Below are 23,230 nucleotides of genomic sequence, written 5' to 3' on the forward strand. Positions count from 1 at the left end.
TGTAAATCTCTAAAAAAGGGTACACTTCCTAAGAATTAGTCTATCTGCACAAGGTGAAGCTTTGAATATTGATTTAAAAACTTTTTTGATTTGCCTTCTAGTTTTTATCTCAGGTGTGATTTTTGGCGCGGCTTGGACCGCCGATGTTACAATAAATTTAAATAGCTTTTTAGATGTTGTAATATGCCTCAGTGCAGCAGTAACTGCTGCCGCAACATTATTTATTACCTATTACTCAAGGCAAGCACTAACGTCTTGGAAAAAACAGTTGCTTTATGACAACGCAAAATCTAGATTTGATGAGACTTTGGAAGCTTACGGGATTTACTTTGATAAGCTTATTGAATTAAATAAAGAACACAACCAACTGCCTAGTGTTGTTCCAAATAATATACAAGAAGCACATGAAAACTACAGCTTAGCTTGGAAAAGAATGTTAAAAATTGATAGCCTTTGCCCTTCTTCTGATTTCTTTGAAAAATTTTCTCCACAAGTAACTGAAACTTCCGCCCTAATCAATGAGTTTGTAGATATGAGTAGTCCAACAGATGTTTCAATTGGACAAAAATTATTAACAAAAAAATATGCAGGAATTACTTCTTTTAAGCAACTAAAAAGCCGGATTTATTAAGTAATAAAGTGATTCCTAGTAAACTAAATCCTTTCAACTAAATTGAAGTCGGACGCTGGATGATTCCCCGTTGGAAGTGTCCGAGTGCGTTAAGTGAATTGACGTGAGCTCGGCATGGACGCCGAGATAGCCTCAGTTGAGCCATGGATGGCGAATCTGAGGCGATAGTCAATTAGCTTAAATTAGCATGAGCCTAATATTTACCAAGAGCCACTTCGTCGGGGCTGCGGGGCCAATGTTTACAGAGAGTAAGAAGGGGGTCGCAGTTCACACCCTTTTGGTCGCACTCTTTGCACAGTATGGGGCGAAGCGCCACGACTTACCTTGGCCGCAAGGCCAAAATAAGTGGGGTCAAACTATTAGAGGTCATTTGGGATGCTGTTGAAAAATGCATCAAAGTCGGCTTCCTGCAGATGTCACTTTCTACCTTAATAATATCACCACTGATTAAACTATTTTTGAACATAAAAAAACGTCTCATTAGAGGCGCTTTTTTGTATTTGCGGTTTGCCAATTAAGAGTTAACTAAACTCACTACTTAGGTGGTTAAAATGACTAATTGTTTATTTATTACACAGGTGCAAATTGAATATATTTTGATTTTTATTTGATTTGCTTTTGATTAAAACCATTTAAAACAATTTTAAATCAGCAACTTAATTGACTACAGAAAAACTTGGCACGCAGCTTGTAATAACCTAGGTGTACCCCATAATTGAAAAGGAAGACACCATGTTTAACTCAACCTCAAATACAAATTTAGTAGCTCGTTCAGCATCTACAAAAACTAACCGTACATTTAAAAAATTAGCGTTAATTGCCGTTATTGCAACAGCAAGTATTGGCGCTCAAGCTAATGAATTGAGTAGTGCTGATGTCGTAAGTGTATTAGAAACACGTTTTACTGAAGCAACCACAGAAATGCTACAAACTGCAAAACAAGAAATTACTTTGAATCTGCAAAGCCACATCGCAGAGCAACTATTTGAGCTAAGTACTTCTCTTGAGTTGACTGAATCAGTAACAGAGCCAGATACAGCATTAGTAAGTAATGAGGACTAATAAATGGATGTAATGATGTTACTTAATTTAGCAGACCCATTAATCTCAATGCTTCTGCTTCCCGTTATCAGCTTTATTGTGTGTTCGTTGTTGATATGCGGGTTGCAGTGGTACCAATTTAGAAGCGTCAATGCTATTTCCAAAGAGTTTGTTTCACTGGAGATGGCGGGAAAAGCAGCATAACTTAACATGCCACTCATTGTTAAAAAGTACAGTAACAACCCCTACCTGGATTGCGATCATCTTTATGACTATTTGCTATTCAAATTCAAATTCAAATTCAAATTCAAATTCAAATAAAGTCTGACGCTAATTACTCCCCCGTAAACACGTAACATGCCATCCATTGTAAAAAGTAACTTAACGACTTTTTTATAAGTGGGTCAGAGTAAACTTAATTCTAATCTCACCCAAATGAAGTCTGACGCTAAATATTCCCCCGTTGGAAATCATTCGTTTTCCGAATATTTAGCTGAGACTACTGAGGCAATGTTGGCAACGAATAAGAGAGTGTCGCAGTTCACATTCTTTTTAGCGTTCTCAAACAATAAGGAACGAAGCGCCACGAATTACCTTAGCCTTAAGCGCTAAACCTGCGTTAAATCACTTTTAATTTCTCTTGAAATAAAGCATCTTGGAGTAGAACAGGGATAGGGATTGCTTATGAAAATTCAATTAGATGATTATTATGTTTTTTGCCAAGTCGCTAAATATGGCAGCATGAAGCGAGCGAGCGAGAAAACCCGCTTACCATTATCAACGGTCAGTAGGCGGATTGTGTCGTTAGAAGAAAACCTAGGCTTGCAGCTTTTTATTCGAAATAAAAACAAATTATCACTGTCTAATGAAGGCGCTAAGTATTACCAAAAATTAGCGAATATTGTTGAAGAACTCGCCAATACTGTCGATGAACTTAATGATGACTCAGGCTTACTCAGCGGTCATATTGTTATCTCCACCACCAAGCTTTTTTATGCTCGCTATATTCATCCTGCTATTCTTACATTGCTCAAAGATAACCCTAAGCTCAGTGTCGAACTCAAGCACTCAGTTAACTCCACTGCATTAACTGACGATGTCGATATTGCAGTGGTGAACGGTGAACTCCCTGAAAGTAACTTAATCGCCAGAAAACTCATTGAGCTCGAACTCGCCTTTTTCGCTAGTGAAGCATTTTCCCTGCAATATAAAGATGCAATCAATAATGCTGAGTTTAATAACCTGCCTTATATCTCAACGCTTTCTCACCCTTCATTGCCGATTACCCATAAAAGCACCGATGAACAATTCAAAATTCAACCGAGCTGCAAACTCACTGTGATGGATGCTGAAATGTTGCTCTCCGCGACAAAAGAAGGTCTTGGTTACGCCATTATTCCTTTATATGCGCTGCAACCAGCCGACTCAGCCTTAGTGAAAATCTTTAACGACTACCAATTAGCGCCCGTGCCTTTCTCACTACTCTATCGAAGTCGCCAGTTACAATCAGCCGCTCAGCGAGCGGTAGTGGATGCCATCGTCAGCGCGTTTAAGTAAATCCCCCCTTCTCCACTCAGTTAAAAAGCCAATCTCATTTTTGGGATTGGCAAGCTCGAAATACGCTATATAGAAGATATCAGCCATTGCTTACTATTACCTCACACAAACAAAGCACCAAATTAAAACCACGTTGAGGTAACACCATGAAACAGATCACACTAGCCACTTACATCCTGACTCGTCTTAAAGAACTTAACACTAATCATGTTTTTGGCATCCCAGGTGACTATGTTCTGCCATTTTTTGATGAGATTTTAGATGGCGACCATGGCGTAAAGCACGTCCTGCCACGCAATGAACTTAACGGCACCTATGCTGCTGACGGTTACGCAAAATTGAATGGTTTCGGCGCTATGGTTGTGACATTTGGGGTGGGTTCATTGAGCTGTACTAATGCCATTGCTGGCGCTTATGCTGACGACACACCTTTGATGGTCATTGCTGGCACGCCAACGGTCAAGGTGTTATCAACACCAACAGAGCGCCGCTACCATCATGTGATTGAGAACAACTTCGACACTAATATCGATATGTTTAAACACATTACTTGCGCCAGCCAGCGCTTAGTTGATTTAAGCATTGCCACCTTTGAAGTAGACCAAATGCTACGTAAAGCGATGCAAACCAAAAAGCCTGTTTACTTAGAAGTACCCTATGATCTACAAACAGCATTAGTACCTGCACCAACGCGTCCACTGGACTTAATGCTTGAGCAGTCTTCAATGACTAACCTCAATGCAGCACTTGAAGCCAGTGTTGCCTTACTTGAAAAATCACACACTCGCAGTGTGTTAACAGGGCACCTTCTACAGCGCGAAGGCATGATTAAGCAAGGCGTGCAGTTAGTTGATCAGCTTAACGCTGCTGTTGCCACTACATTCACCTGTAAAATGGGCGACTTCGAAGATCATCCTAACAGTGTGGGGATCTATATGGGCGAAGTCAGCGAAGACTACACCAAAGAAATGATGGATGGTGCAGATGTGGCTATAGCACTTGGTGTGACATTCAATGAGTTTGATACGGGTGTATTTTCAACTCGACTAGGTCAGCAACAAGATGTCATTTGGATCCGTAAAGACTATGTCGAAATTAATGGTGAGCGATATGACATGGTCTATCTACGCGACTTTGTTCCAGCGCTTTTAGCTGCTATCAGGCATATCGATGCAGGCGAGCTGTCTTTGCAATCTCGACGTAAGTTTGCCTTTGAGTTAAACGACAAATTCACCCCGACCGATAATGAACTCACCATCGATCGATTATTTGTGCAATTTGCTAATTACCTGCAAGCAGGCGACATGCTATATGGCGATACTGGCGGATTTATTAATAGCTCACAAGCTGAGTTCCCTGCGGATGTTGTTATGCATGGTTGTGGTAACTGGGGATCGCTCGGTGCAGGATTTGGCATGTTTGTCGGCGCTAACTTTGCCAATGAACAACACAACCGTCGCTCGGTGAGTATCCAAGGCGAAGGGGCATTCACTATGAGTGCACAGGATTTAGCCACCTTAATTGAGCACAAGAAAGACTTAGCTTTATTTATTTTAGACAATGCAGGTTACGGCGCAGAAAGAGCGATTCATCCAGGTGTAGAGCGTGCTTATAACGACATTGCAGTATGGAAGTACGAAAAGCTTGGTGAAGCTCTTGGCGGCACTGAAGGTACTGATGTGCATAGCTATGTAGTCAACACTGAAAAAGAAATGGATGCGATTTTCACTGCATTAAAAGAGCCTAAAGGCGTAAACATAGTACGGGTCATGTTAGACCCAAATGACTCTGCCAGCTTTAATCTACGTTTTAGTCAGTTGCTACAACACTAAAATCTAGCGTTTCAAGTAAACTCAGCCTGCAATGGCTGAGTTCCCGATTAAATAAGTAGTAATAACTGAGGTCATAATAAGTGAAATTAGACGCAGGTTGTTTCACTTTTGGCATTTATTTGCGTTCAAAAAAAAATCGGATCTTGGAGCCAGTTTGTTACCAAGAGTTAGCAGCAGTCGCAGTGCCTATTTTTAAATAAGTGGGGGGAATAAGCGGGAGCCACTTGGAGTGGGTGACCATGTAAAATAGGTGGCCATGTTAATTTTCGGAGAGTTAGCGTAAGCCTCACATGGCCTTTCTCGTACATCCATGTGCTTCAAAGCATTCAGGCATCCTGCCTATCAGAATCAGGATAGCGTTCGCGGGGCATAGGAGCCCCACCGCAAGCGTTAGCTATTGCCACAAACTTTCTATAGCAATAAATTAAGCCATATAGCGCCAAGCAAGTTGTGAACAGACTTCATTAGCTTGCTTGTTGCTTGAGACTTAAAGGGTATTCTTGTATATGACCCCATCTTTCATGATCATTTTAAGGTTTTGCTTAGGTTTAGTCAGAATCGAAATATCTTCAAGTGGGTTACCATCAATTATCAATAAATCAGCGTATGCCCCCACTTTAATGACGCCCATAGGGTGTGGATATGGATTACGTTTACCTGACAGAGCGAGTAATGCCGCAGAGTTTGCTGTTGCCTGTTGCATAATTTCCGCATTAGAAAACCATTTAGTACGATGAACAAATTCCTCATTGATCCGCTCAATAGCTGCAGGGTCAGTAATAATGTCTGAACCAAATGCGATTTTTTTATAACCTATTTTTTTAGCTGTCGAGAATAAGTTATCAAGTCCTGCGTATGCTGCACGATGTTTTTTCGCTTGGTCTTCGGTATAACCTTTAGGAATAAAAGTGTAAACACTGACTTGAGGTGACAGCCACACATCGTTTTTTTTCATGTATCTAAGTGTTTTCTCATCAATAAGGTTGGCATGCTCAATACTTTTAACGCCATTATCAACGGCACGTCGAATACCATCACTATTATAAACATGCGCTAAAACATAGGTGCCCCAATCACTGGCTGCGCTAACAGCGGCTCTAATCTCTTCAGGTGTAAATTCGATAACATCAAGCGGATCAGCGTAAGAGCCTGTGCCACCGCCTACAGCTATTTTAATCTGTGTCGCCCCTTGTCTTAAACTTTCTCTTACGGCCTTAAGGACTTGAGGTACACCATCGGCTATAACCATGTCACCATTTCTTACCATTGGATCCCATGTGCCATTGCCATTAACGTTTGAACCATCAGAGGCATGGCGGTGATCGGCATGGCCAGATGTTTGTGTGATCATTGGGCCAGATGGGTAAATTCGGGGGCCTGTTACATAACCTTCATCGATTGCTTTTTTCAAAGAAAAAGTATTGCCAGCGACATCTCTTAAGGCTGTATAGCCATTCATTAGGTAAGTATTTACCGTACTTGAAGCGACATAAGCTGCAAACCTTGTATCTGTAGTAAATATATCGCCAAAGGACATTTGGCCAATAATATGCTCATGCACGGCTATAAACCCTGGGCTCAATGTCTTATTGTCACCTTCAATGATTTCAGTCTCTTTTTCTGCGGTAATATTTTCAGAAATCTGTTTGATGAGGTTTCCTTCGATAAGGACATCTTGATTTGGAATAAGTTTGTCGCTGCCATCAAAAACATTAACGTTTTTGATGAGATAACGATGCGGTTGTTCCTCACTTGCAATCACATTACTGGTTAATAACGTCAATGTAGCCAGTGTAATTGGTGCAATCCATTTGTTTAACATATAACCACCATAGGGTTTAGAAAAAGAACTTACTTAAGCAAAATTAAGGTACTGTATAAATATTGTGCAGCCACTACAAAAAATCAACCACTATAACGATTTGTTTGCATACGCGTTCATACCGTCTATTTTTACGTATTTCGGACAAATGTCCTCTTATCTAAAACAGGTTTTATCTAAAATAACTAGTTTAATAAACACCATAAAAAGGTAGCACCATGACTCCCCATATTAATGCATCAAAAGGCGATTTCGCTGACACGGTTTTAATGCCTGGCGATCCTTTACGCGCGAAATTTATTGCCGAAAACTATCTATCAGATGTTAAGCAAGTCTGTGATGTACGTAATATTCTCGGGTTTACCGGCACCTATAAAGGGCAAGCAATTTCAGTAATGGCCTCTGGTATGGGCACGCCTTCTATGGCCATTTATGCCAATGAACTTATCAATGAATTTGGGGTTAAACAGCTAATCCGTGTTGGTAGCTGCGGCGCGATTGCGGAAGATATTGAGCTAAGAGATATTATTGTGCCTAACGCTGCCAGTACAGGTAACGCCATGAATCGTGCACGTTTTGCGGGTTATGATTATGCTGCGGCACCTGATTTTTCGATGCTTAAAAACTGTTGGGATGTGGCACAGTCACAATCTCTTGAGCTGCGTGTTGGTAATATTTTTACCAGCGATTTTTTCTACGAAGATCCTGACACGCTGCTACCTGCGATGAAAACCATGAATATTCTCGCTTATGATATGGAATCGGCTGCCTTATTTACCATCGCAGCGAAACATCGTGTGAAAGCGTTAAGCATACTAACAGTGTCTGATCACGTTATAAAAGGCGGCGAGTTGACCACAGAAGAGCGCCAAAGCTCTTTTGACAATATGATGAAATTAGCGTTAGAAACAGCCATCAAGCCGTTATAGTTATCGCATGAAGAACGTCAACAAGCCTTTGGCGTTCTGTTTAATAGCTAAAGTTGTCCAATAACCTTATAACGTTTACCGATTTTCTCTAGCTTTTTCTCTTCGATAAGTTCATGCACAATTCTGCGATACGTTCGTGTAGTAATGCCGAGTTTTTTAGCATTTAAAGTCGATGACAAATCAAATAGCTCATCATCCGACACGTTATGAGCTTGCAGTATTTGATTGATAATACTTATTTTTGTTGGCTGAGTGAGACGTTCAATAAGCTTTTTGACATTGGTGTTATATCGTTGGGTCATCAATGCCATTAAGTCAGAAAAAACCTGACTGTCAGCCGATAAAACCGTTAACACCTGCATTTTGCTGAGCTTATAATAGGTTCCGGGCTTATTAGATTTAACACTGAAAAGTGAATGATTCTCTTGTTGAAAAAATTCCATCTCACCGACAAAGCCAGTGTAATTTTCTTCCACCTTCAAAATAAATTCATTGCCGTTATCATTGATATAAGAAACCGTAAAATTGGCATCAACACAAAATAATAGCGCGGTGACTTCACAGGACTGGCGCAATAGATAACGACCCTGGGCATAATCGTGCTTGCGCACACCGGTTGATTCAAGCACAGCAATAATATTTTTCAATCAAAGTCACTCCCGCATGTAATAGGCCATTTTATTTTAGCTAAGTTAGTCGCTAAACCGAAAGGCTATATCAGGTTTGATATACATTTCGCATAAATAAATGGGGTCAGAGTCTGAGGGAACCTCACGAATTTAATAGGATGCTTGTGGTTCCCACACTAAATCCAGCAGCATCTTAATCGCTAACTGCCAATGCGATTTCAACAGCTTCAAATTCTTATTTTTGTAGGCTCTCAAGCCAATAAACTGGTTTGAAAGTACATTCCGGTGCTTTATCGAGTTAGCTTGATATTGCCTGTGTTTATCTGCTGCTTTGACCGCCAAACCAAGCAGGTAAAGTATAAATTGTGAAAGACTGGCGATGAGTAGAAGCACGCTTAATTTATCTTGGTTCCTTGAGCCGCTATCATTCATTTTTAGACCTGTTTTAACATCTCTAAAGCTTTCTTCTATCTGCATTCTTGTTGAATAAATCTTAACGACTCTTTTGGCAGCAGCACTTGATAAACAAAGTGATGTAGCAAGTAACCAAGGCTCTTTCTCTCGTTCTGCACTGGCTCGAGATTGTTTACTCCGCCTCGACTTTTCACCCGTTACCACTTTGTCTTTACGTCCTTTTGCGTTACGTTTGAAAATAACTAAACGGGACTTAAAAGAGGTTTGTTCACCTAGCATGTAAACACCGAGGCTTTTAGCTCTGGTGCTTGCTTGAACATAGAGTTGTTTAACTGGATACCAGCTATCTACTGGTAATTTTTTACAGTGAGTTCGATTTCTAAATCTGCCTACGTAATCCCAATTTAATGACAAAATTTGCTTGAACCAAGGTATACGAAAACCTGCATCTGTCACGATTATAGGTTTGCACTCATTGGGAAGCATAGTTTTTAATTTAGTTAGAAATAGTTGATGAGTTTTAGGCTTCTCTTTTTTATTTAGCGGATGAATTTCTTCATAAAGTGTCAGTGAACGACCTTGAGCTGCAAGCGATGCTCTAATGAGAAAATGTTGCTTTCGGTCATCAAGATCAGACCAATCGATATGAATTATCGGTTGTTTCATTCTTCCGATTAGTAAGCAAGTCATGCGTGTGTATATAAACTCGATATCACGATGTAAATGGCCATTATTACAAAGCCTATCGACACGTTTAATCTTATGTTTTTCCAGCGCTTTACTTTCAATGTTACGGCCAAGGCCTGTAATTGAAAGGGAGCCTCCATTCATTGAGCTTTCGACTGCACAGAACAAACTTTGTCGGCGAGTTTTGTGCATTAACGGGGTGACAATCGATAGGCATTTTGATAAAACTTGTTTCGCATTCATGGCATTTACTCGTGGTAATTTTTGTTTGGCGATAAATTTGATCACCAAATGCCATGAATGTTCCAATCTTTTTTCAATATCTTGTTGTTTCTAATAATTATTTCGTGGGGATTCGTCAGACTCTGACCACATTTATTTTAAACTTTATCTCACTGGTTTTTTAAGAATCATCTAAGCAGATGAATTCTAAAACTTAAATAATACAAACCTAAAAAAGCTGCTGTTAGCATTTGCCAAAATATGAACAAAACTAATACAACATAAAAAGATGTCAGGACAAAAAAAGTATCTACTGGAACTACTGTTACTGATGAAAATAAGTTTATTAGAAGTAAAACAATTGATTCAAATGTCACAAAAGAAAATAATGAACATAAAAAAACTCGTCTTGATATAATAATATCTTCTTTATGGTGCACTCCAGACTTATCAACATAGTTTACCTTCATAGTCGGTTCTACGTTTGGATTGTCTAATGCAAAATCAATTTCTTTTCGGGGGAAAGTGGCTATAGCAGCCAAAGCAGCTATAAAAAAACCAGGTAATAGAGCTGTAAATGCTAATAATTTATCTATAAAACCTGATTGAATAATAATAAAATTTAAATCCCAATTAGCCACAACATACAAATAAATACAGCTAATACTTGTCAGCAATATAGGGAAAAGCCAATCAAATAAGTATTTTGAGTTCATACTTTTGATTTTTAAGTAATTTAGTGGACTTGCGATTTGGGTAATCAGCATAATAATACCTTAAAGGCTACTGTTGTACTTCCAACATTTTTTCAATTATATCATTAGATAACATTGTATAAGCATCTTTTAAAGTCTCATTAAAACCATCAATTAAAACTTTCTTCGTTACAGCTTTTTCTAAGCCATCTACAGATATATTTGAGACATCGAAGTTAGCAGAAGAATTCACACCCCCTGATTTATAAGAAACTTTAACAGTATCAAAATCATTTTTGTAATACTGTTTTATTCCATTAAAAAAAGAACCTGTTGAGCCTGTAAATTTAGTGCTTAACCTAACTTCTCTTTGAGTTTCTATAATTTCAACATTACTATCAGTGCCATTAATGGACTTCTCTTCACGACTAACTAAAGTGATCGATGAGAAGTTACCTAACCTAATAGCTTCCATCAAATCTTCATCAGGCTTACTTTCCAACCCTATAATTGGTTTATAGCGTATGTTTCTTACTTTTCCCGTTTCACTATCCAGAACACCAAATTCTTGAGCTATTGTATAATCACTTTCATTTTCCTTTGCTATTTCAAATAGTACTTTATTCAAAAAGAGCTCAAGATAATGGGTCGATAGTAATGGACTCTTTTCAACTAAAACAAGGTGCCTTTTTTTAGTATCCAAAGTTCTAGATATCAAGATATGTGATGAATATTCGAAACCTTGATCTTTCCCTTTTTCAAGTGAAAACTCTCTCCTAGAGTGACTTTCATTATCTTTAATTACTTTTGTTGCACCTGCCGTATCAGAAATATTAACTAATAATGTAAGATATTTTTCACAATGAGAGACTTGTATATCTTGTAAGGTTAAAACAGCTCTTCGAGTATTAATAGTATAGGCATGTTCAAAATATTTTTTAGAAATAATTGCCTCTTCTAAATCAATTAAACTTTTTACCGGTAAAATCGAAGAATGTTGACTGTCATCAGGTCTCGTTCTGGCTCGACTATTTATACTTAAGCTATAAAACCATACAAGCCTTTCAAAACCACTTCTATTGGACATAATACTCATCTCACTATTTTACTTATCATGGGTTTAGATAAAATTTAACATTTCGTTATAACAACAAGCAGGTAAAATTAATATAAGAATCAGATAACGATATATAAATGACACATCATCCTAATCCAATGATCTAATGGTTAATTAAACGTTAGCTTTCATTCTTGTCATATTTGTTAACGATAACCTTTCGCAGGTAGACTTGTCCATAAAACATTTATGTTTACAGTCACTTAATATTAATAAAAGATGAAAAAGACCAGGCAACCATATCTTTTCATTCATGTAAAGTCAGACGCTGGATGATTCCCCGTTGGAAGTGTCCGAGTGCGTTAAGTTAATTGACGTGAGCTCGGCATGGATGCCGAGATAGCCTCAGTTGAGCCATGGATGGCGAATCTGAGGCGGTAGTCAATTCGCTTAAATTAGCACAAGGAATAACACTTCGTCGGGGCTGCGGGGTGATCCAAGAGGGTGTCGCAGTTCACACCCTTTTGGTCTGGTGTGGGCGAAGCGCCACGACTTTCATTGGCCGTAAGGCCATAAAAGAATAGTAATAAACCTAATCATAAAACCCATTTTCCAAAATAAAGCCAGAAGCTGAATGTTCCCCCCGTTGGAAGTGTACGAGTGTGTTAAGTGAATTGACGTGATGGAGGCAGGTTATTCCCGTGTATCCATGCACTAGATGATATTCAGGCTTCCTGCTTATCGATGGCGCAATAAATGAGATCAGATTCTGACCCTTCTTATTTCTACTTCTTCCCATATCACCACTGATTAAACTATTTTTGAACATAAAAAGCGTCTCATTAGAGGCGCTTTTTATGTATTTTTGGTTTGCTAATTAAGAGTTAGCTAAACTCACTACTTAGGTGGTTAAAATGACTAATTGTTTATTTATCACACAGAAATAAAATGAATATTATTTGATTTACTTTTGATTTCCTTTTGACTAAAACCATTTAAAACTACTTTAAATCAGGAATTTAAGTGTTCACTTAAAAACTTGGCACGCAGCTTGTAGTAACCTAGGTGTACCCCATAATTGAAAAGGAAGACACCATGTTTAACTCAAGCTCAAATACAAATTTAGCCACTCGTTCAGTAGCTACAAAAACTAACCGTACATTTAAAAAATTAGCGTTAATTGCCGTTATTGCAACAGCAAGTATTGGCGCTCAAGCGAACGAATTAAGTAGTGCTGATGTCGTAAGTGCATTAGAAACACGTTTTACTGAAGCAACCACAGAAATGCTACAAACTGCGAAACAAGAAATTACTTTGAATCTGCAAAGTCACATCGCAGAACAACTATTTGAGCTGAGTACTTCTCTTGAGTTGACTGAATCAGTAACAGAGCCAGATACAGCATTAGTCAGTAATGAGGACTAATAAATGGATTTAATGATGTTACTTAATTTAGCAGACCCGTTAACCTCATTGCTTCTGCTTCCCGTTATCAGCTTTATTGTGTGTTCGTTGTTGATATGCGGGTTGCAGTGGTACCAATTTAGAAGCATCAATGCTGTTTTCAAAGAGTTTGTTTAACTGGAGATGGCGAGAGAAACAACATAACTTAAAATGCCACTCATTGTTAAAAAGTAAAATAACAACTTCTACTTGGATTGCGATGACCTTTTATGACTCTTTGTTATTCAAATTCAAATAAAGCCTGACGCTAACTACTCCCCCGTAAACACTTAACATGCCACCCATTGTAAAAAGTAACGTAATGACTTTTTAGTTGAAAGCCTATAACTCTACAAGAGCGTCTTTCTCAGTTTTATAGCGTATGAGAAACAAGGCATTATAAGTCCCAATAGGAATGTTCACTTGCAAGTATTTTGAACAAAAATAGGATACTGTGGACTAAAAGAGTACATGTGATTTTAAAATGGAGTTTAAATTGCTAAAAATAAAACTGTTAACCCTCGTTAGTGTTTATATTGCTATTTCCGCATTTCCCCCCAATGTTAGCGCAACTCCTAGTGAGCAGGATATTGATAGTATTTTTTCCGAATGGGAGCAAGATGACCAGCCTGGTGGCTCTATTGCAGTAATTAAAGAGGGAAAACTCATTTACAGTAGAGGATATGGCCTAGCCAATATCGAACACTCAGTCCCTAATACTCCTAATACCGTTTTTAGAATTGCATCGACCTCAAAACAATTCACTGCTGCTACGATCCTTTTGTTAGCTCAGCAGAAAAAATTAAATTTAAACGATTCGCTCTACTCTTTCTTTCCTGAGTCTCCAGATTATGCAAAAGACATCACCATAAAACATTTACTCCACCACACAAGTGGGGTAAGAGATTATTTTAATCTTACAGAGTTAAAAGGTTTTAGAACTGATGATTACTATGATGACACGAACGTCATGGAGTGGTTAACCACCCAGCCATCACTTAATTTCACCCCTGGGGAGGAGTTTTTATACAGTAATTCAGGTTATTGGCTGCTTGGACAAATAGTGCAAAAGGTAACAGGTACTTCAATGGCCTTATTCGCTGACAACGAAATTTTTAAGCCACTTAAGATGCAAAGTACTCTGTTTCATAATAATCATAACCATATTGTTAAAAACAAAGCCTATGGATATACCCCCTTCTCTGGACCTGAATTCGAAATTAACATGTCAACATTAGATCTTATTGGTGATGGCGGCATTTTGACTACCGTAGAAGATTTGAAAAAATGGGACGATGAGTTTTATCAACAAAAAGTGCTTGATAAAAACTTTTGGGAAATGATGACAACCGTCGGAAAACTCAATAACGGTGAGCATATTGAATATGCTTCAGGTCTACGTATAAGTGATTATAAAGGGCTTAAACAAATAGACCATGCAGGGTGGTTTGGCGGTTTTAAATCAAACTTGATTAGATTTCCAGAACAACAATTTTCAGTCATTGTTCTTGCGAATAGAGAAGATGCTTATTCAACAGGTTTAGCCCGCCAAGTTGCCGATCTATATTTAAGCCAATTCTATGAAAAAGAAGTTGAAAGTACGCCGCAGTTTGTTGAGCTTAACGTTGATCAGCTAAAGGACTTTTCTGGTCACTATTGGAGCAAAGATAGAAATGATTCGCGTCATGTGTATATTAAAGAAGGAAAATTAAAGTTATCGCCCTCCCCTAATAGAGAATTCGATTTAGCAGCTTTTTCCGAAAACCAGTTTAAGCTAATGGGCGTAAAAGCCAACGTCATTATGACTTTTATGCCAAAAAGCAACCAAATGTCAGTCTCGGTGAATGGCCGAGAACCTTTTATATGTGATGAGTACACGCCTGCCAATTACACTAGTGATCAATTAGTCCAATTTACGGGAAGCTTTCACAGTGAAGCACTAATGGTCAATTATCACATCAAGTTAGTTGATGGTGAGCTACAGCTCTTTATAGGCAACCGCCAGGTTTCACAACTTAATGCAACACAACCAGACATACTGGTCAGTCGCAACCTTGGCGTCATCAATATCGTAAGAGACCACGAGGGTGTGATCAGTGGATTCGAAATGTCCTCAAATCGAGTTAAACATGTCCAGTTTGAAAAAGTCTTGATTACACCGTGAATGAGTAGAACATAACAAAATTAATCTGAACCTGATCCGTTCATGAAAAAGTGGGTCATGAATAAGTGGGGGTAAAGCCTGACTCCCTTCACGAAATAATTTTTAAAAACAAAACATTAAAAAAGAATGGAACATTCATGCCATTTGGTGTTCAAATTTACCGCCAAACAAAAGTCACCACGATTAAATGCCATTAATGCATAAAACTCGTTGATAAAGTTTATTCTGTATAATCGAAAGCTTAATAAATGGTGGCTCTCTTTCAATCACAGGGCTTGGACGTAGCATTGAAAGTAAAGTGTTTGGGGGAAAGATTAAACGTCTCAATAGGCTTTGTAATAATGGAAGGCTAATCTATGAAAAAATCAATTTTACTGTTATGCATGTTAACTCTGCAAAGCTGCATGGAGGTTAATTTTGATGACGTAGAGAAGAATTATTTTGACAATGAAATTAATTTTAAGAAATTATCAGTTATTGGCTGCGCGATTCAAAATGAAGTTAAATCTAATTTTAATTACAAAGTTGGTGATATAAAAAAGAGAGAGGATAACTATAATACTGCATTAAATAATGACTATAGTAATAATGCTTTTTTTGATGTTACTTCTGAGAAGCTAGATGAAGTGACATTAAGCATGTTTAGAACTCTCGATAAAAATCTGATTAAGCTAGCTGTTGATGAAGCTTTGGTTAGGGTTACAAATAAATGTATGATTTTTGTTCCTTATGAAGATATTAAAGATGAAGTTTATTATGTTTATAATCCTAGTATAGGAATTATAAACAATTTTATTAAACCTAATCTCAAACGTAGCTCTAATCTGCTGTCATTGAATTGGTATTATTATGTGGAATAATTAACGACCCTACCTCTGCTTGTAGTAAATTAAAAATCAGAAGAAGTCGAGCAGAGTTAACTTAATCGCAAATGGGAATATTGGAGAGTGCAGCGGTGTTTGAGTTTGTATATTCTGACGCAAAATATTCATTTACCCCAACATGTTCCCAAAAACTGAGTTAGTTTCTCTACCTCCAATAAATTTTATGCTAACTTCAATTTCTTCCATATATTGGCTATAAACTGTCTGTCTACAGCGTCAAATGGATTATCGGCGACCACATAAGATGAGGTCGATTTTGTCATTGCAAATAATTCACTGTTGGGGTTAATGCCGTTTTCGTCTATGGCAAGGTTATTGAACAAATCAACCACCACAGTTTTTAATTCCGCCAATAATTGTTCAAAAACTTGCTGCACCTGCTGGATAAACACATGGTAAGGCTCGTTACCACTTAACATAAAACTGGAGCCCGCCGTCCCCACTAAATTAATACCTTCTTTGATATAGTCAATCTCAGACAAATGCTGGACCCATAGCTTGTCGATGGCGTGCATAACTACAATATTCAGGGCTTCATTGAGCTTTTCATCGCTCACGACTGTACTGAGATTTTGCCAACGCGGTGTGACTTTGCTTTTAAACTGCTCAGCCCCATCCCCCAGTAAAATGTCATTTCGTAGTTGGTGGATCATTTGCCTTTGTTGTTCAACCAAATCACTGTATTTGTACAACGCTTTGCGTCTATCAAGATTCGCGCCTTCTAGTACTCGCTGGCCGTGGGCAATTTTTTTGCTTATACGGGCATTAGATAGCAACTCCCCTGTGTCACTTTTCCCAGACAACAAGCCATCGTGCCCCAAGTGATTAAATAATTTGTCTTCAAGGCTGACAAAATATTGCGAAGACCCTGGCTCGCCTTGCCTTGCCGCCCGTCCCCGTAATTGATCATCAATCCGTCTCGACTCAAATCGGCTAGTGCCGATAATATGCAGGCCACCTGCCTTTTTTACTTGTATATTGCTTGCAGTGTCTTTTGCCCCCAGTAAAATATCTGTGCCGCGTCCGGCCAAGTTGGTACAGATGGTAACGGCCCCAAAAGCACCTGCCTGAGCAATTATTTGGGCTTCCTGCTCATCATTTTTAGCATTGAGCAGACAACACTCAATCCCTTTTTCAACTAACAAAGCATATAAGTTTTCAGACTCACGGACATTGGGCGTGCCCACTAAAACAGGTTGCCCAGTACGTTGAATCAAGGATATTTCATTGCAAATGGCAATGGTTTTTTCGGCTTTTGTACTGAACACCCGATCTGGCTTGTCTATTCTAATGCAGGGTTTACGCGGTGGAATAACACAGGTTTTTAATTGGTATAACTGCTCAAGCTCTTGCGCTGCCAACACCGCGGTGCCGGTCATGCCGCTCACTTTCTTAAACAAACACATCAAATGTTGCAAGGTGATCGAACCTAGGGTTTGACCTTCCTTTTTGACTGGCAGACCTTCTTTGGATTCCAATGCCGATTGCATACCATCAGGCCAGCGGTGCTTTTCGGCAATTCTACCTGTGAATTCATCAACCAGTTTGATGCTGTTGTCTTTAACTATGTAATCTATGTCTTTGACCAGCAAAACCTCGACGTGCAGTGCTAGATTGACGCTGGTCAGCAAGGGCAAATTATCGATATCAAATAGGTTTTCACAGCCAAATTGTTGCTCTATTTTACGACTGCCGCTGTCCGTCAAATGAACAGAGGTGCTAAATTCATCGACCGCATAATCGTTTGTTTTGTCTAATTGTTTAATTACCGTCGCAATGTGCGTCAGTTGATCATTGTTTTGGTGGATATCACCTGAAATAACCAGAGGAATACGGGCTTCGTCAATTAGAATCGAATCGGCTTCATCAACAATGGCAACATCTAATCCCGACAATACTTTTTGCTGTTTATAATGCACCAATTGATCACGTAAATAATCAAAGCCAACTTCTCGGGCTGTGGCATAAACAATGTCGCAGGCATGAGCTTTTTTGCGTTGTTTACCCGACATGCCAGCTTGGATCATATCCACGCTCAAACCAAAAAAATGATAGAGGGGCTGTAAAAAGTGACTGTCTCGTTTAGCCAGATAGTCATTAAAGGTGAGTACGTGAACTTTGCGGCCAGCTAATGCGTTAACAATAACGGGGGCAGCTGCGGCCAATGTTTTACCTTCCCCGGTTTTCATATCGACAATATAACCGTCATGTAATGCTAACCCTGCCAACATTTGGCTATCGAAGGGCCTCATGCCTAATCGTCTGTTTGATATTTCTGACACAAAAGCAAAAATTTTAACTTGAGTGGGTATATTCATTGGCGGGGAAATAGAAGCACACAGTGATTGTAGCTGTGCTTTGAGTTCATCATCACAAAGCGATTTCAATGTCTCGCTGAAGGAGTCTATTTGTGTCAACGTTCTCTTAAACGGTTTAAGGTCGGATTCAATCGATGACCTTTGCAGTTTTTCCATAACCCTTTTAAACATACTTCCACCTGTTTGTTTATGCTTAAATTATATATTGGTTGTGGAAAGGCTTAATTCAAGTCAAAAGCCTTTAAATCCTTGTTTTACAATCTATTCAATGCTAACTACCGCACCTAAAATAACTCCTAAAGCAATGATTTTGTTTCCAATTAATAAAGAAAACTTTAAAGTAAATAAGTTGAAAGTAAGTGGGTAGAGTCGGTGTGTAGAGTGATTGGCAAGAGCAACTTAATCTAAAACTCATCAATTCAAATTAGGTCGAACCCAATGAGGTGAATGCTGTATCAATGGGGACGGCAAGACGTTTGATGCAAGAAGCGAAAAGGGAAATGTTGTTGTTTTCCTTTCGTCTAGTATGGGCGAAGCGCAACGACTTTCTCAGCCATTAATACCGTAAAAAATTGAGAGCCATTGGATCAGATCCTGACCATAACGACTCAGGATAAATAACTAATGTTTAGGGTTAGGATTAGGGCTAGGCTTAGAATCAGCAGAGAGGATTGTGTTATCCCTCTCGGTAACTCATGCTGGAAGAATGCGATGATATAAGCCTTTGCCCAATTTACAGTTAGGCTAATTTAACAGTCATCATCGACTAGAGTTAATGTTTTAGTCGCTACTTGTTGTGTAGGGTCAACTGAAACACTATATCTTAAGTAACATGATGTTAGCGCTCTAGGCTTGACAAAATCTTCTTCAGGTTCCATATTGTTAGCAAACGTAATCACATATGCATTATCTGGGTTTACACCTTGACCACCCGCCCATTCAGTCTTATCTAAATCCATTGATTCAGCCTGATTGCTCCACATATCTGCACCACTTTCATGCACAATGCCGTAGACTAGCGATATCCCTTCAGGAGTATCATAAGCAGGTGATTTTTCTTCACCTTCTATTGCTGCAGCTGCAAAATATAATGTGTCATTAGAATGAATTGCGCCTTTTAAACCATTTAAAGCACTAATACGTGCATCGCGTTGAAGGTTGATAAATTTAGGCGCTGCATATACCGCTAAAATACCTAAAATAATAATCACGACAACAAGTTCAATTAAAGTAAAGCCACGTAGTTTTTTGCTCATGTAACAGTCCGAAAAATAAGAATAAATAAATTATAACTCGATACATGTCGTCAAAAGGCCTTATTCCATATGGAATAAACAATATTCCATATGGAATAAACAATATTCCATATGGGGTACTTGGATGTGTCAGGAGGGCCCCAAAGCAGAGTAAACTTAATTTAAAACCCAATAAATAAAATAGCACCAACCAGAGATTGAATGAGTAGGTGCATAATTAGTGAGATCAAAGTCAGACCTCCTTCAACTTTTTCACACTTCCCCTAACAAGCTGTTACACTGCGCACCCTAAAAATTTGTTAGCCCTAAACGACACGAGTTTATCTTGCTCTCCCCCTAAACCCGTTGTCCCTTTGAGTGTGCGAATTACCCAATAAATGATTGCTTTAGCCGCAATCGATTAGAACATGCCTATACTTAGCTTGTGTTAACAATAAGTCTCAGCGTTCATAACCCCATATACAGGTCCCAATCATGTTTAAGAAATCGAGTATTTATCCTCCGGTTTTCTTCCCTTCTGTGCTGCTTATATTTGTCATGGTATTTATCTGTGCGGTTTGGCCAGAGCAAGCCAGCATCTTTTTCAAATCCATTCAAAGCTATTTAGAAGTCAAAGCAGGCTGGTTGTATATTGTTGGGGTCGCGATATTCCTTATCTTTATCATTTTTGTCATGGTCAGCCGTTTCGGAGATATCAAACTAGGTCCTGATCACTCCGTCCCTGATTACAGCTTTAAAAGCTGGGCCTCGATGTTGTTTTCTGCCGGCATGGGAATTGGATTAATGTTTTTTGGCGTTGCTGAACCCGTGATGCATTATCTCGCGCCACCTGATGCAACACCTGAGACACTGGAAGCCGCTAAAGAAGCCTTGAATATTACCTTTTATCATTATGGTATTCATATTTGGGCGATTTATGCCGTTGTGGCACTTAGCCTAGCATACTTCTCATACCGTCATAAATTACCCTTACTGCCTCGGTCTGCGTTATATCCTTTAATTGGAGAGCGCATTTACGGCCCTATCGGCCATGCCGTTGATACGTTTGCGGTGCTCGGCACCATGTTTGGTGTCGCCACCTCTTTAGGTTTTGGCGTACTGCAAGTTAATTCAGGCTTAAGTTATTTATTTGATGGGGTGCCAAATAACCCAACAGTGCAGGTGGTTATCATTATGATGATCACCGCTATCGCAACACTCTCTGTTTTTGCAGGCTTAGACAAAGGCGTTAAACGCTTAAGTGTACTCAACCTCACGCTGGCCTTGCTACTGTTAACTGCGGTTTTACTGCTCGGCCCGACCGTGATGTTACTGCAAGCATTTGTGCAAAATACCGGGGGCTATTTAAGCGATATTGTCGGAAAAACCTTTAATCTATATGCCTATGAGCAAAAAGATGATTGGTTAGGTGGTTGGACATTATTGTACTGGGGGTGGTGGATTTCATGGTCGCCATTTGTCGGTACTTTTATTGCTCGAGTCAGTCGTGGCCGTACCATTCGTGAGTTTATCGCTGGGGTGTTATTTTTCCCTACTGGGGTGACATTCTTGTGGATGACGGTATTTGGTAATAGCGCCATTGACCTAATCAGAAACCAAGGCGCAACCTATCTATCTGAAGCCGTATCAAGTGATGTGTCAGTAGCCTTGTTTAGATTTTTTGAGCATCTACCATTTTCGACCACATTATCAGTGTTAGCCATTTTCTTGGTGGTAACTTTCTTTATTACTTCGTCTGATTCTGGCTCGTTAGTGATTGATAATTTAACCTCAGGCGGCAATGAGCAATCACCCGCAGGCCAACGTGTATTCTGGGCCATATTACAAGGGGTTGTTGCCAGCGTATTATTACTGGCTGGGGGGTTACAAGCGCTACAAACTGCTGCCATTGCCAGTGCGCTGCCCATTATGATTGTCATGCTTTTGATGTGTATTGGTTTATATAAAGCCTTGCAAGATGATCGCTTAAAACTTGAAAGCGTGCAGCAACACCATACTGGGGTTCAATTTGCCAAAACTAGCATAAGTTGGAAAGAACGAGTCAATATATTGGTGTCTCACCCCAGTAAAGAGGATGCGCAACAATTCTTGAATACTGTTGCTAAGCCTGGTTTAGAAGAAGTGGTAAAAATATTTTTAGCCAACAATACCCCTGCTGTTATTACTCAGCATGATAAACGAGTGCGGTTATTAATTGGTAATAATGGAGCATTACAGTTTGCTTATGGTTTACGTATTCGCGCATTTACAATGAATGGCGCTGATATCGAAGGCTTTGCTAGCGAGCAGGATTATTACCGAGTAGAAGTATTTTTAGAGCACGGCGGGCAACATTATGATGTGATGGGATACACCCAAGAGCAAATAATCGCTGACGTGATTAATCAATATGAACGCTACCTGCACTACCAACATCTATCTAATTCTGAGTTAGTAACAGACTAATCGGATAGCTAAGTCAGTATGAGAATGTACTCATACTGACGCTATTGCTTAACCCAAGTATTCAGCTTGCAGGTGACATTCAGGCTATCGACACTTCAGTCACTTTACCTATCTGAATCAGTAAATTGATAGTGATAACCAGCCAGAACTCATTACATCTTTATGAATAAAGTTAAGTAATAAGTTAATCCAGACATTAGAAATGGTATTTAACGAGTAAGCTGGTTACGCTTTGGTCAGTATCAAAGCCTGAACTGCTTTTTATACCGTATTTATTCTTCCAATAATCATATTCAATACCGACTAGTAAAGCGCTATCACCTAGCCCCACTTGTTTACCTAAGTCATATTTAAGCTGTGGGTTAAAGTGGAAGTTTTTCTCATAGCTGCCATCAGAATCGACTACCCAATCAATAAAGCCATCAAACACAATACTAGACTCGCCAACAGGCCAGCTCATTTTCCATGTTGGAGTAATTTGCCATGTATCGCCATCACGGCCATCAGGCAGGCGCTTATACATATTTAATTGGAAAAAATCGAAACCTGGAATCGCTAAATCAAAGCCTGCACCAATCAAAAATGATTCAACATCGCCTTCACCAAACTCAACCGTCGTTGCTAATAAAACATCTTTTACAAACCCAATTTCTATTGGTTTATCTAACATTTTGCTAAAGCTAAAACGTGGGGCGAACTCACCGTAATAGGTTGTTTCGCCATTTAAAAAATCTTCTTCGCCATTATATTTAGTAAAGTCCACAAACATGAACAAATCACCGATATTCCAGCCACTAGCATGTTCAAATGTGATCGTTTGCTGGGTTTTCGGGTTCACTTTAAAATTATCACCATACAGATAAGACAAACTATTATCTTGCCAATGGACTATCTCTGTTGAAGTTGCGTCATTTGCAGCAACAAAAGGAGCCTGACAAAGCAGTATCAAGGCGAGAAAACGTTTCATATTAAGTCCTTGTAAATATAAGTTTTGTAAAACATACAGTGATGATTTTGCATGTAAAACAGCAAACACCTTTTGTCCTTATTTCAGAACAGCTCCAACTATTATGACATTTAGCTTAGTCACTTTTAAGTAGATAAATACTCCAAAATATAACAAGTGTGTTTTGATAAGCATAAACAGGCAAGTAAATAAGTAGACCAAAAGTAAACAGAATTTTGATCAAATACTATATTGAAT

At 39.0% G+C, this 23,230-nt stretch carries 18 protein-coding genes and 1 pseudogene; 11 read left to right on the forward strand and 8 right to left on the reverse strand.

Annotated elements, in window-relative coordinates; genetic code table 11:
* The first annotated feature begins 61 nt into the window (after positions 1 to 61).
* The 5 genes from Q4600_RS04885 (at position 62) to Q4600_RS04905 (ending at position 5,061) form a co-directional block, all read left to right on the forward strand.
* Positions 62 to 631, forward strand: coding sequence for a hypothetical protein (locus Q4600_RS04885; protein ID WP_303513274.1), 570 nt, complete (start codon positions 62 to 64; stop codon positions 629 to 631).
* A gap of 732 nt (positions 632 to 1,363) precedes the next feature.
* A complete protein-coding gene (locus Q4600_RS04890; protein ID WP_303513277.1) occupies positions 1,364 to 1,693 on the forward strand; it encodes a hypothetical protein in 330 nt (109 codons plus the stop codon).
* Positions 1,694 to 1,696: 3 nt separating this feature from the next.
* Complete coding sequence (locus tag Q4600_RS04895) at positions 1,697 to 1,876, forward strand: hypothetical protein (RefSeq protein WP_303513280.1); 180 nt, start codon at positions 1,697 to 1,699, stop codon at positions 1,874 to 1,876.
* Between the two features lie 480 nt (positions 1,877 to 2,356).
* Positions 2,357 to 3,229: a LysR family transcriptional regulator gene (locus Q4600_RS04900; protein ID WP_303513284.1), complete on the forward strand. Its 873-nt coding sequence runs from the start codon at positions 2,357 to 2,359 to the stop codon at positions 3,227 to 3,229.
* 146 nt (positions 3,230 to 3,375) lie between these two features.
* On the forward strand, positions 3,376 to 5,061 hold the full coding sequence (locus tag Q4600_RS04905) for a thiamine pyrophosphate-binding protein (protein WP_303513286.1): 1,686 nt from the start codon (positions 3,376 to 3,378) through the stop codon (positions 5,059 to 5,061).
* Positions 5,062 to 5,548: 487 nt separating this feature from the next.
* On the opposite strand, the gene Q4600_RS04910 is transcribed toward Q4600_RS04905, so the two are convergent.
* Positions 5,549 to 6,883 (reverse strand): amidohydrolase family protein, encoded by a 1,335-nt coding sequence (locus Q4600_RS04910; RefSeq protein WP_303513288.1) that lies wholly within the window; start codon positions 6,881 to 6,883, stop codon positions 5,549 to 5,551.
* Positions 6,884 to 7,101: 218 nt separating this feature from the next.
* Here Q4600_RS04910 and deoD point away from each other — a divergent pair, with 218 nt between their 5' ends.
* Positions 7,102 to 7,812, forward strand: a complete 711-nt coding sequence (gene deoD, locus Q4600_RS04915) for a purine-nucleoside phosphorylase (RefSeq protein ID WP_303513290.1) — start codon at positions 7,102 to 7,104, stop codon at positions 7,810 to 7,812.
* Between the two features lie 47 nt (positions 7,813 to 7,859).
* Here deoD and Q4600_RS04920 read toward each other — a convergent pair whose 3' ends face one another.
* The 4 genes from Q4600_RS04920 to Q4600_RS04935 form a co-directional block, all read right to left on the reverse strand.
* Positions 7,860 to 8,459, reverse strand: coding sequence for a Crp/Fnr family transcriptional regulator (locus tag Q4600_RS04920; protein WP_303513293.1), 600 nt, complete (start codon positions 8,457 to 8,459; stop codon positions 7,860 to 7,862).
* A gap of 132 nt (positions 8,460 to 8,591) precedes the next feature.
* A complete protein-coding gene (locus tag Q4600_RS04925) occupies positions 8,592 to 9,785 on the reverse strand; it encodes an IS4 family transposase (protein WP_303513515.1) in 1,194 nt (397 codons plus the stop codon).
* 167 nt (positions 9,786 to 9,952) lie between these two features.
* Positions 9,953 to 10,531: a hypothetical protein gene (locus Q4600_RS04930; RefSeq protein ID WP_303513295.1), complete on the reverse strand. Its 579-nt coding sequence runs from the start codon at positions 10,529 to 10,531 to the stop codon at positions 9,953 to 9,955.
* Between the two features lie 16 nt (positions 10,532 to 10,547).
* The gene (locus Q4600_RS04935; RefSeq protein WP_303513298.1) at positions 10,548 to 11,546 is read right to left on the reverse strand and encodes a hypothetical protein; all 999 of its coding nucleotides are present in this window, start codon (positions 11,544 to 11,546) and stop codon (positions 10,548 to 10,550) included.
* Positions 11,547 to 12,611: 1,065 nt separating this feature from the next.
* Here Q4600_RS04935 and Q4600_RS04940 point away from each other — a divergent pair.
* From Q4600_RS04940 to Q4600_RS04955, 4 genes and pseudogenes are all read left to right on the forward strand, one after another.
* Positions 12,612 to 12,941, forward strand: a complete 330-nt coding sequence (locus Q4600_RS04940) for a hypothetical protein (protein ID WP_303513300.1) — start codon at positions 12,612 to 12,614, stop codon at positions 12,939 to 12,941.
* A 502-nt stretch (positions 12,942 to 13,443) separates the two neighbouring features.
* The gene (locus Q4600_RS04945; RefSeq protein WP_303524358.1) at positions 13,444 to 15,123 is read left to right on the forward strand and encodes a serine hydrolase; all 1,680 of its coding nucleotides are present in this window, start codon (positions 13,444 to 13,446) and stop codon (positions 15,121 to 15,123) included.
* A gap of 187 nt (positions 15,124 to 15,310) precedes the next feature.
* Positions 15,311 to 15,466 (forward strand): annotated as a pseudogene (locus Q4600_RS04950) (IS4 family transposase); the annotation flags it as partial.
* Between the two features lie 13 nt (positions 15,467 to 15,479).
* Positions 15,480 to 15,983 carry a hypothetical protein gene (locus Q4600_RS04955; RefSeq protein WP_303513305.1) on the forward strand — a complete coding sequence of 168 codons (504 nt, stop codon included), beginning with the start codon at positions 15,480 to 15,482 and terminating at the stop codon, positions 15,981 to 15,983.
* Between the two features lie 185 nt (positions 15,984 to 16,168).
* Here Q4600_RS04955 and secA2 read toward each other — a convergent pair whose 3' ends face one another.
* Positions 16,169 to 18,481 carry an accessory Sec system translocase SecA2 gene (gene secA2 / locus Q4600_RS04960; RefSeq protein WP_303513307.1) on the reverse strand — a complete coding sequence of 771 codons (2,313 nt, stop codon included), beginning with the start codon at positions 18,479 to 18,481 and terminating at the stop codon, positions 16,169 to 16,171.
* Positions 18,482 to 19,074: 593 nt separating this feature from the next.
* On the reverse strand, positions 19,075 to 19,581 hold the full coding sequence (locus Q4600_RS04965; protein WP_303513308.1) for a type II secretion system protein: 507 nt from the start codon (positions 19,579 to 19,581) through the stop codon (positions 19,075 to 19,077).
* 474 nt (positions 19,582 to 20,055) lie between these two features.
* Between Q4600_RS04965 and Q4600_RS04970 the strand changes: the two genes are divergently transcribed.
* The gene (locus Q4600_RS04970; protein ID WP_303513309.1) at positions 20,056 to 22,026 is read left to right on the forward strand and encodes a BCCT family transporter; all 1,971 of its coding nucleotides are present in this window, start codon (positions 20,056 to 20,058) and stop codon (positions 22,024 to 22,026) included.
* Positions 22,027 to 22,222: 196 nt separating this feature from the next.
* Here the strand turns inward: Q4600_RS04970 and Q4600_RS04975 are convergent, their stop codons facing one another.
* Positions 22,223 to 22,993, reverse strand: coding sequence for an outer membrane protein OmpK (locus Q4600_RS04975; protein ID WP_303513312.1), 771 nt, complete (start codon positions 22,991 to 22,993; stop codon positions 22,223 to 22,225).
* Between the last annotated feature and the right edge of the window lie 237 nt (positions 22,994 to 23,230).

This window comes from Shewanella sp. 2_MG-2023 (genome assembly GCF_030548905.1).
GTDB lineage: Bacteria > Pseudomonadota > Gammaproteobacteria > Enterobacterales > Shewanellaceae > Shewanella > Shewanella electrodiphila.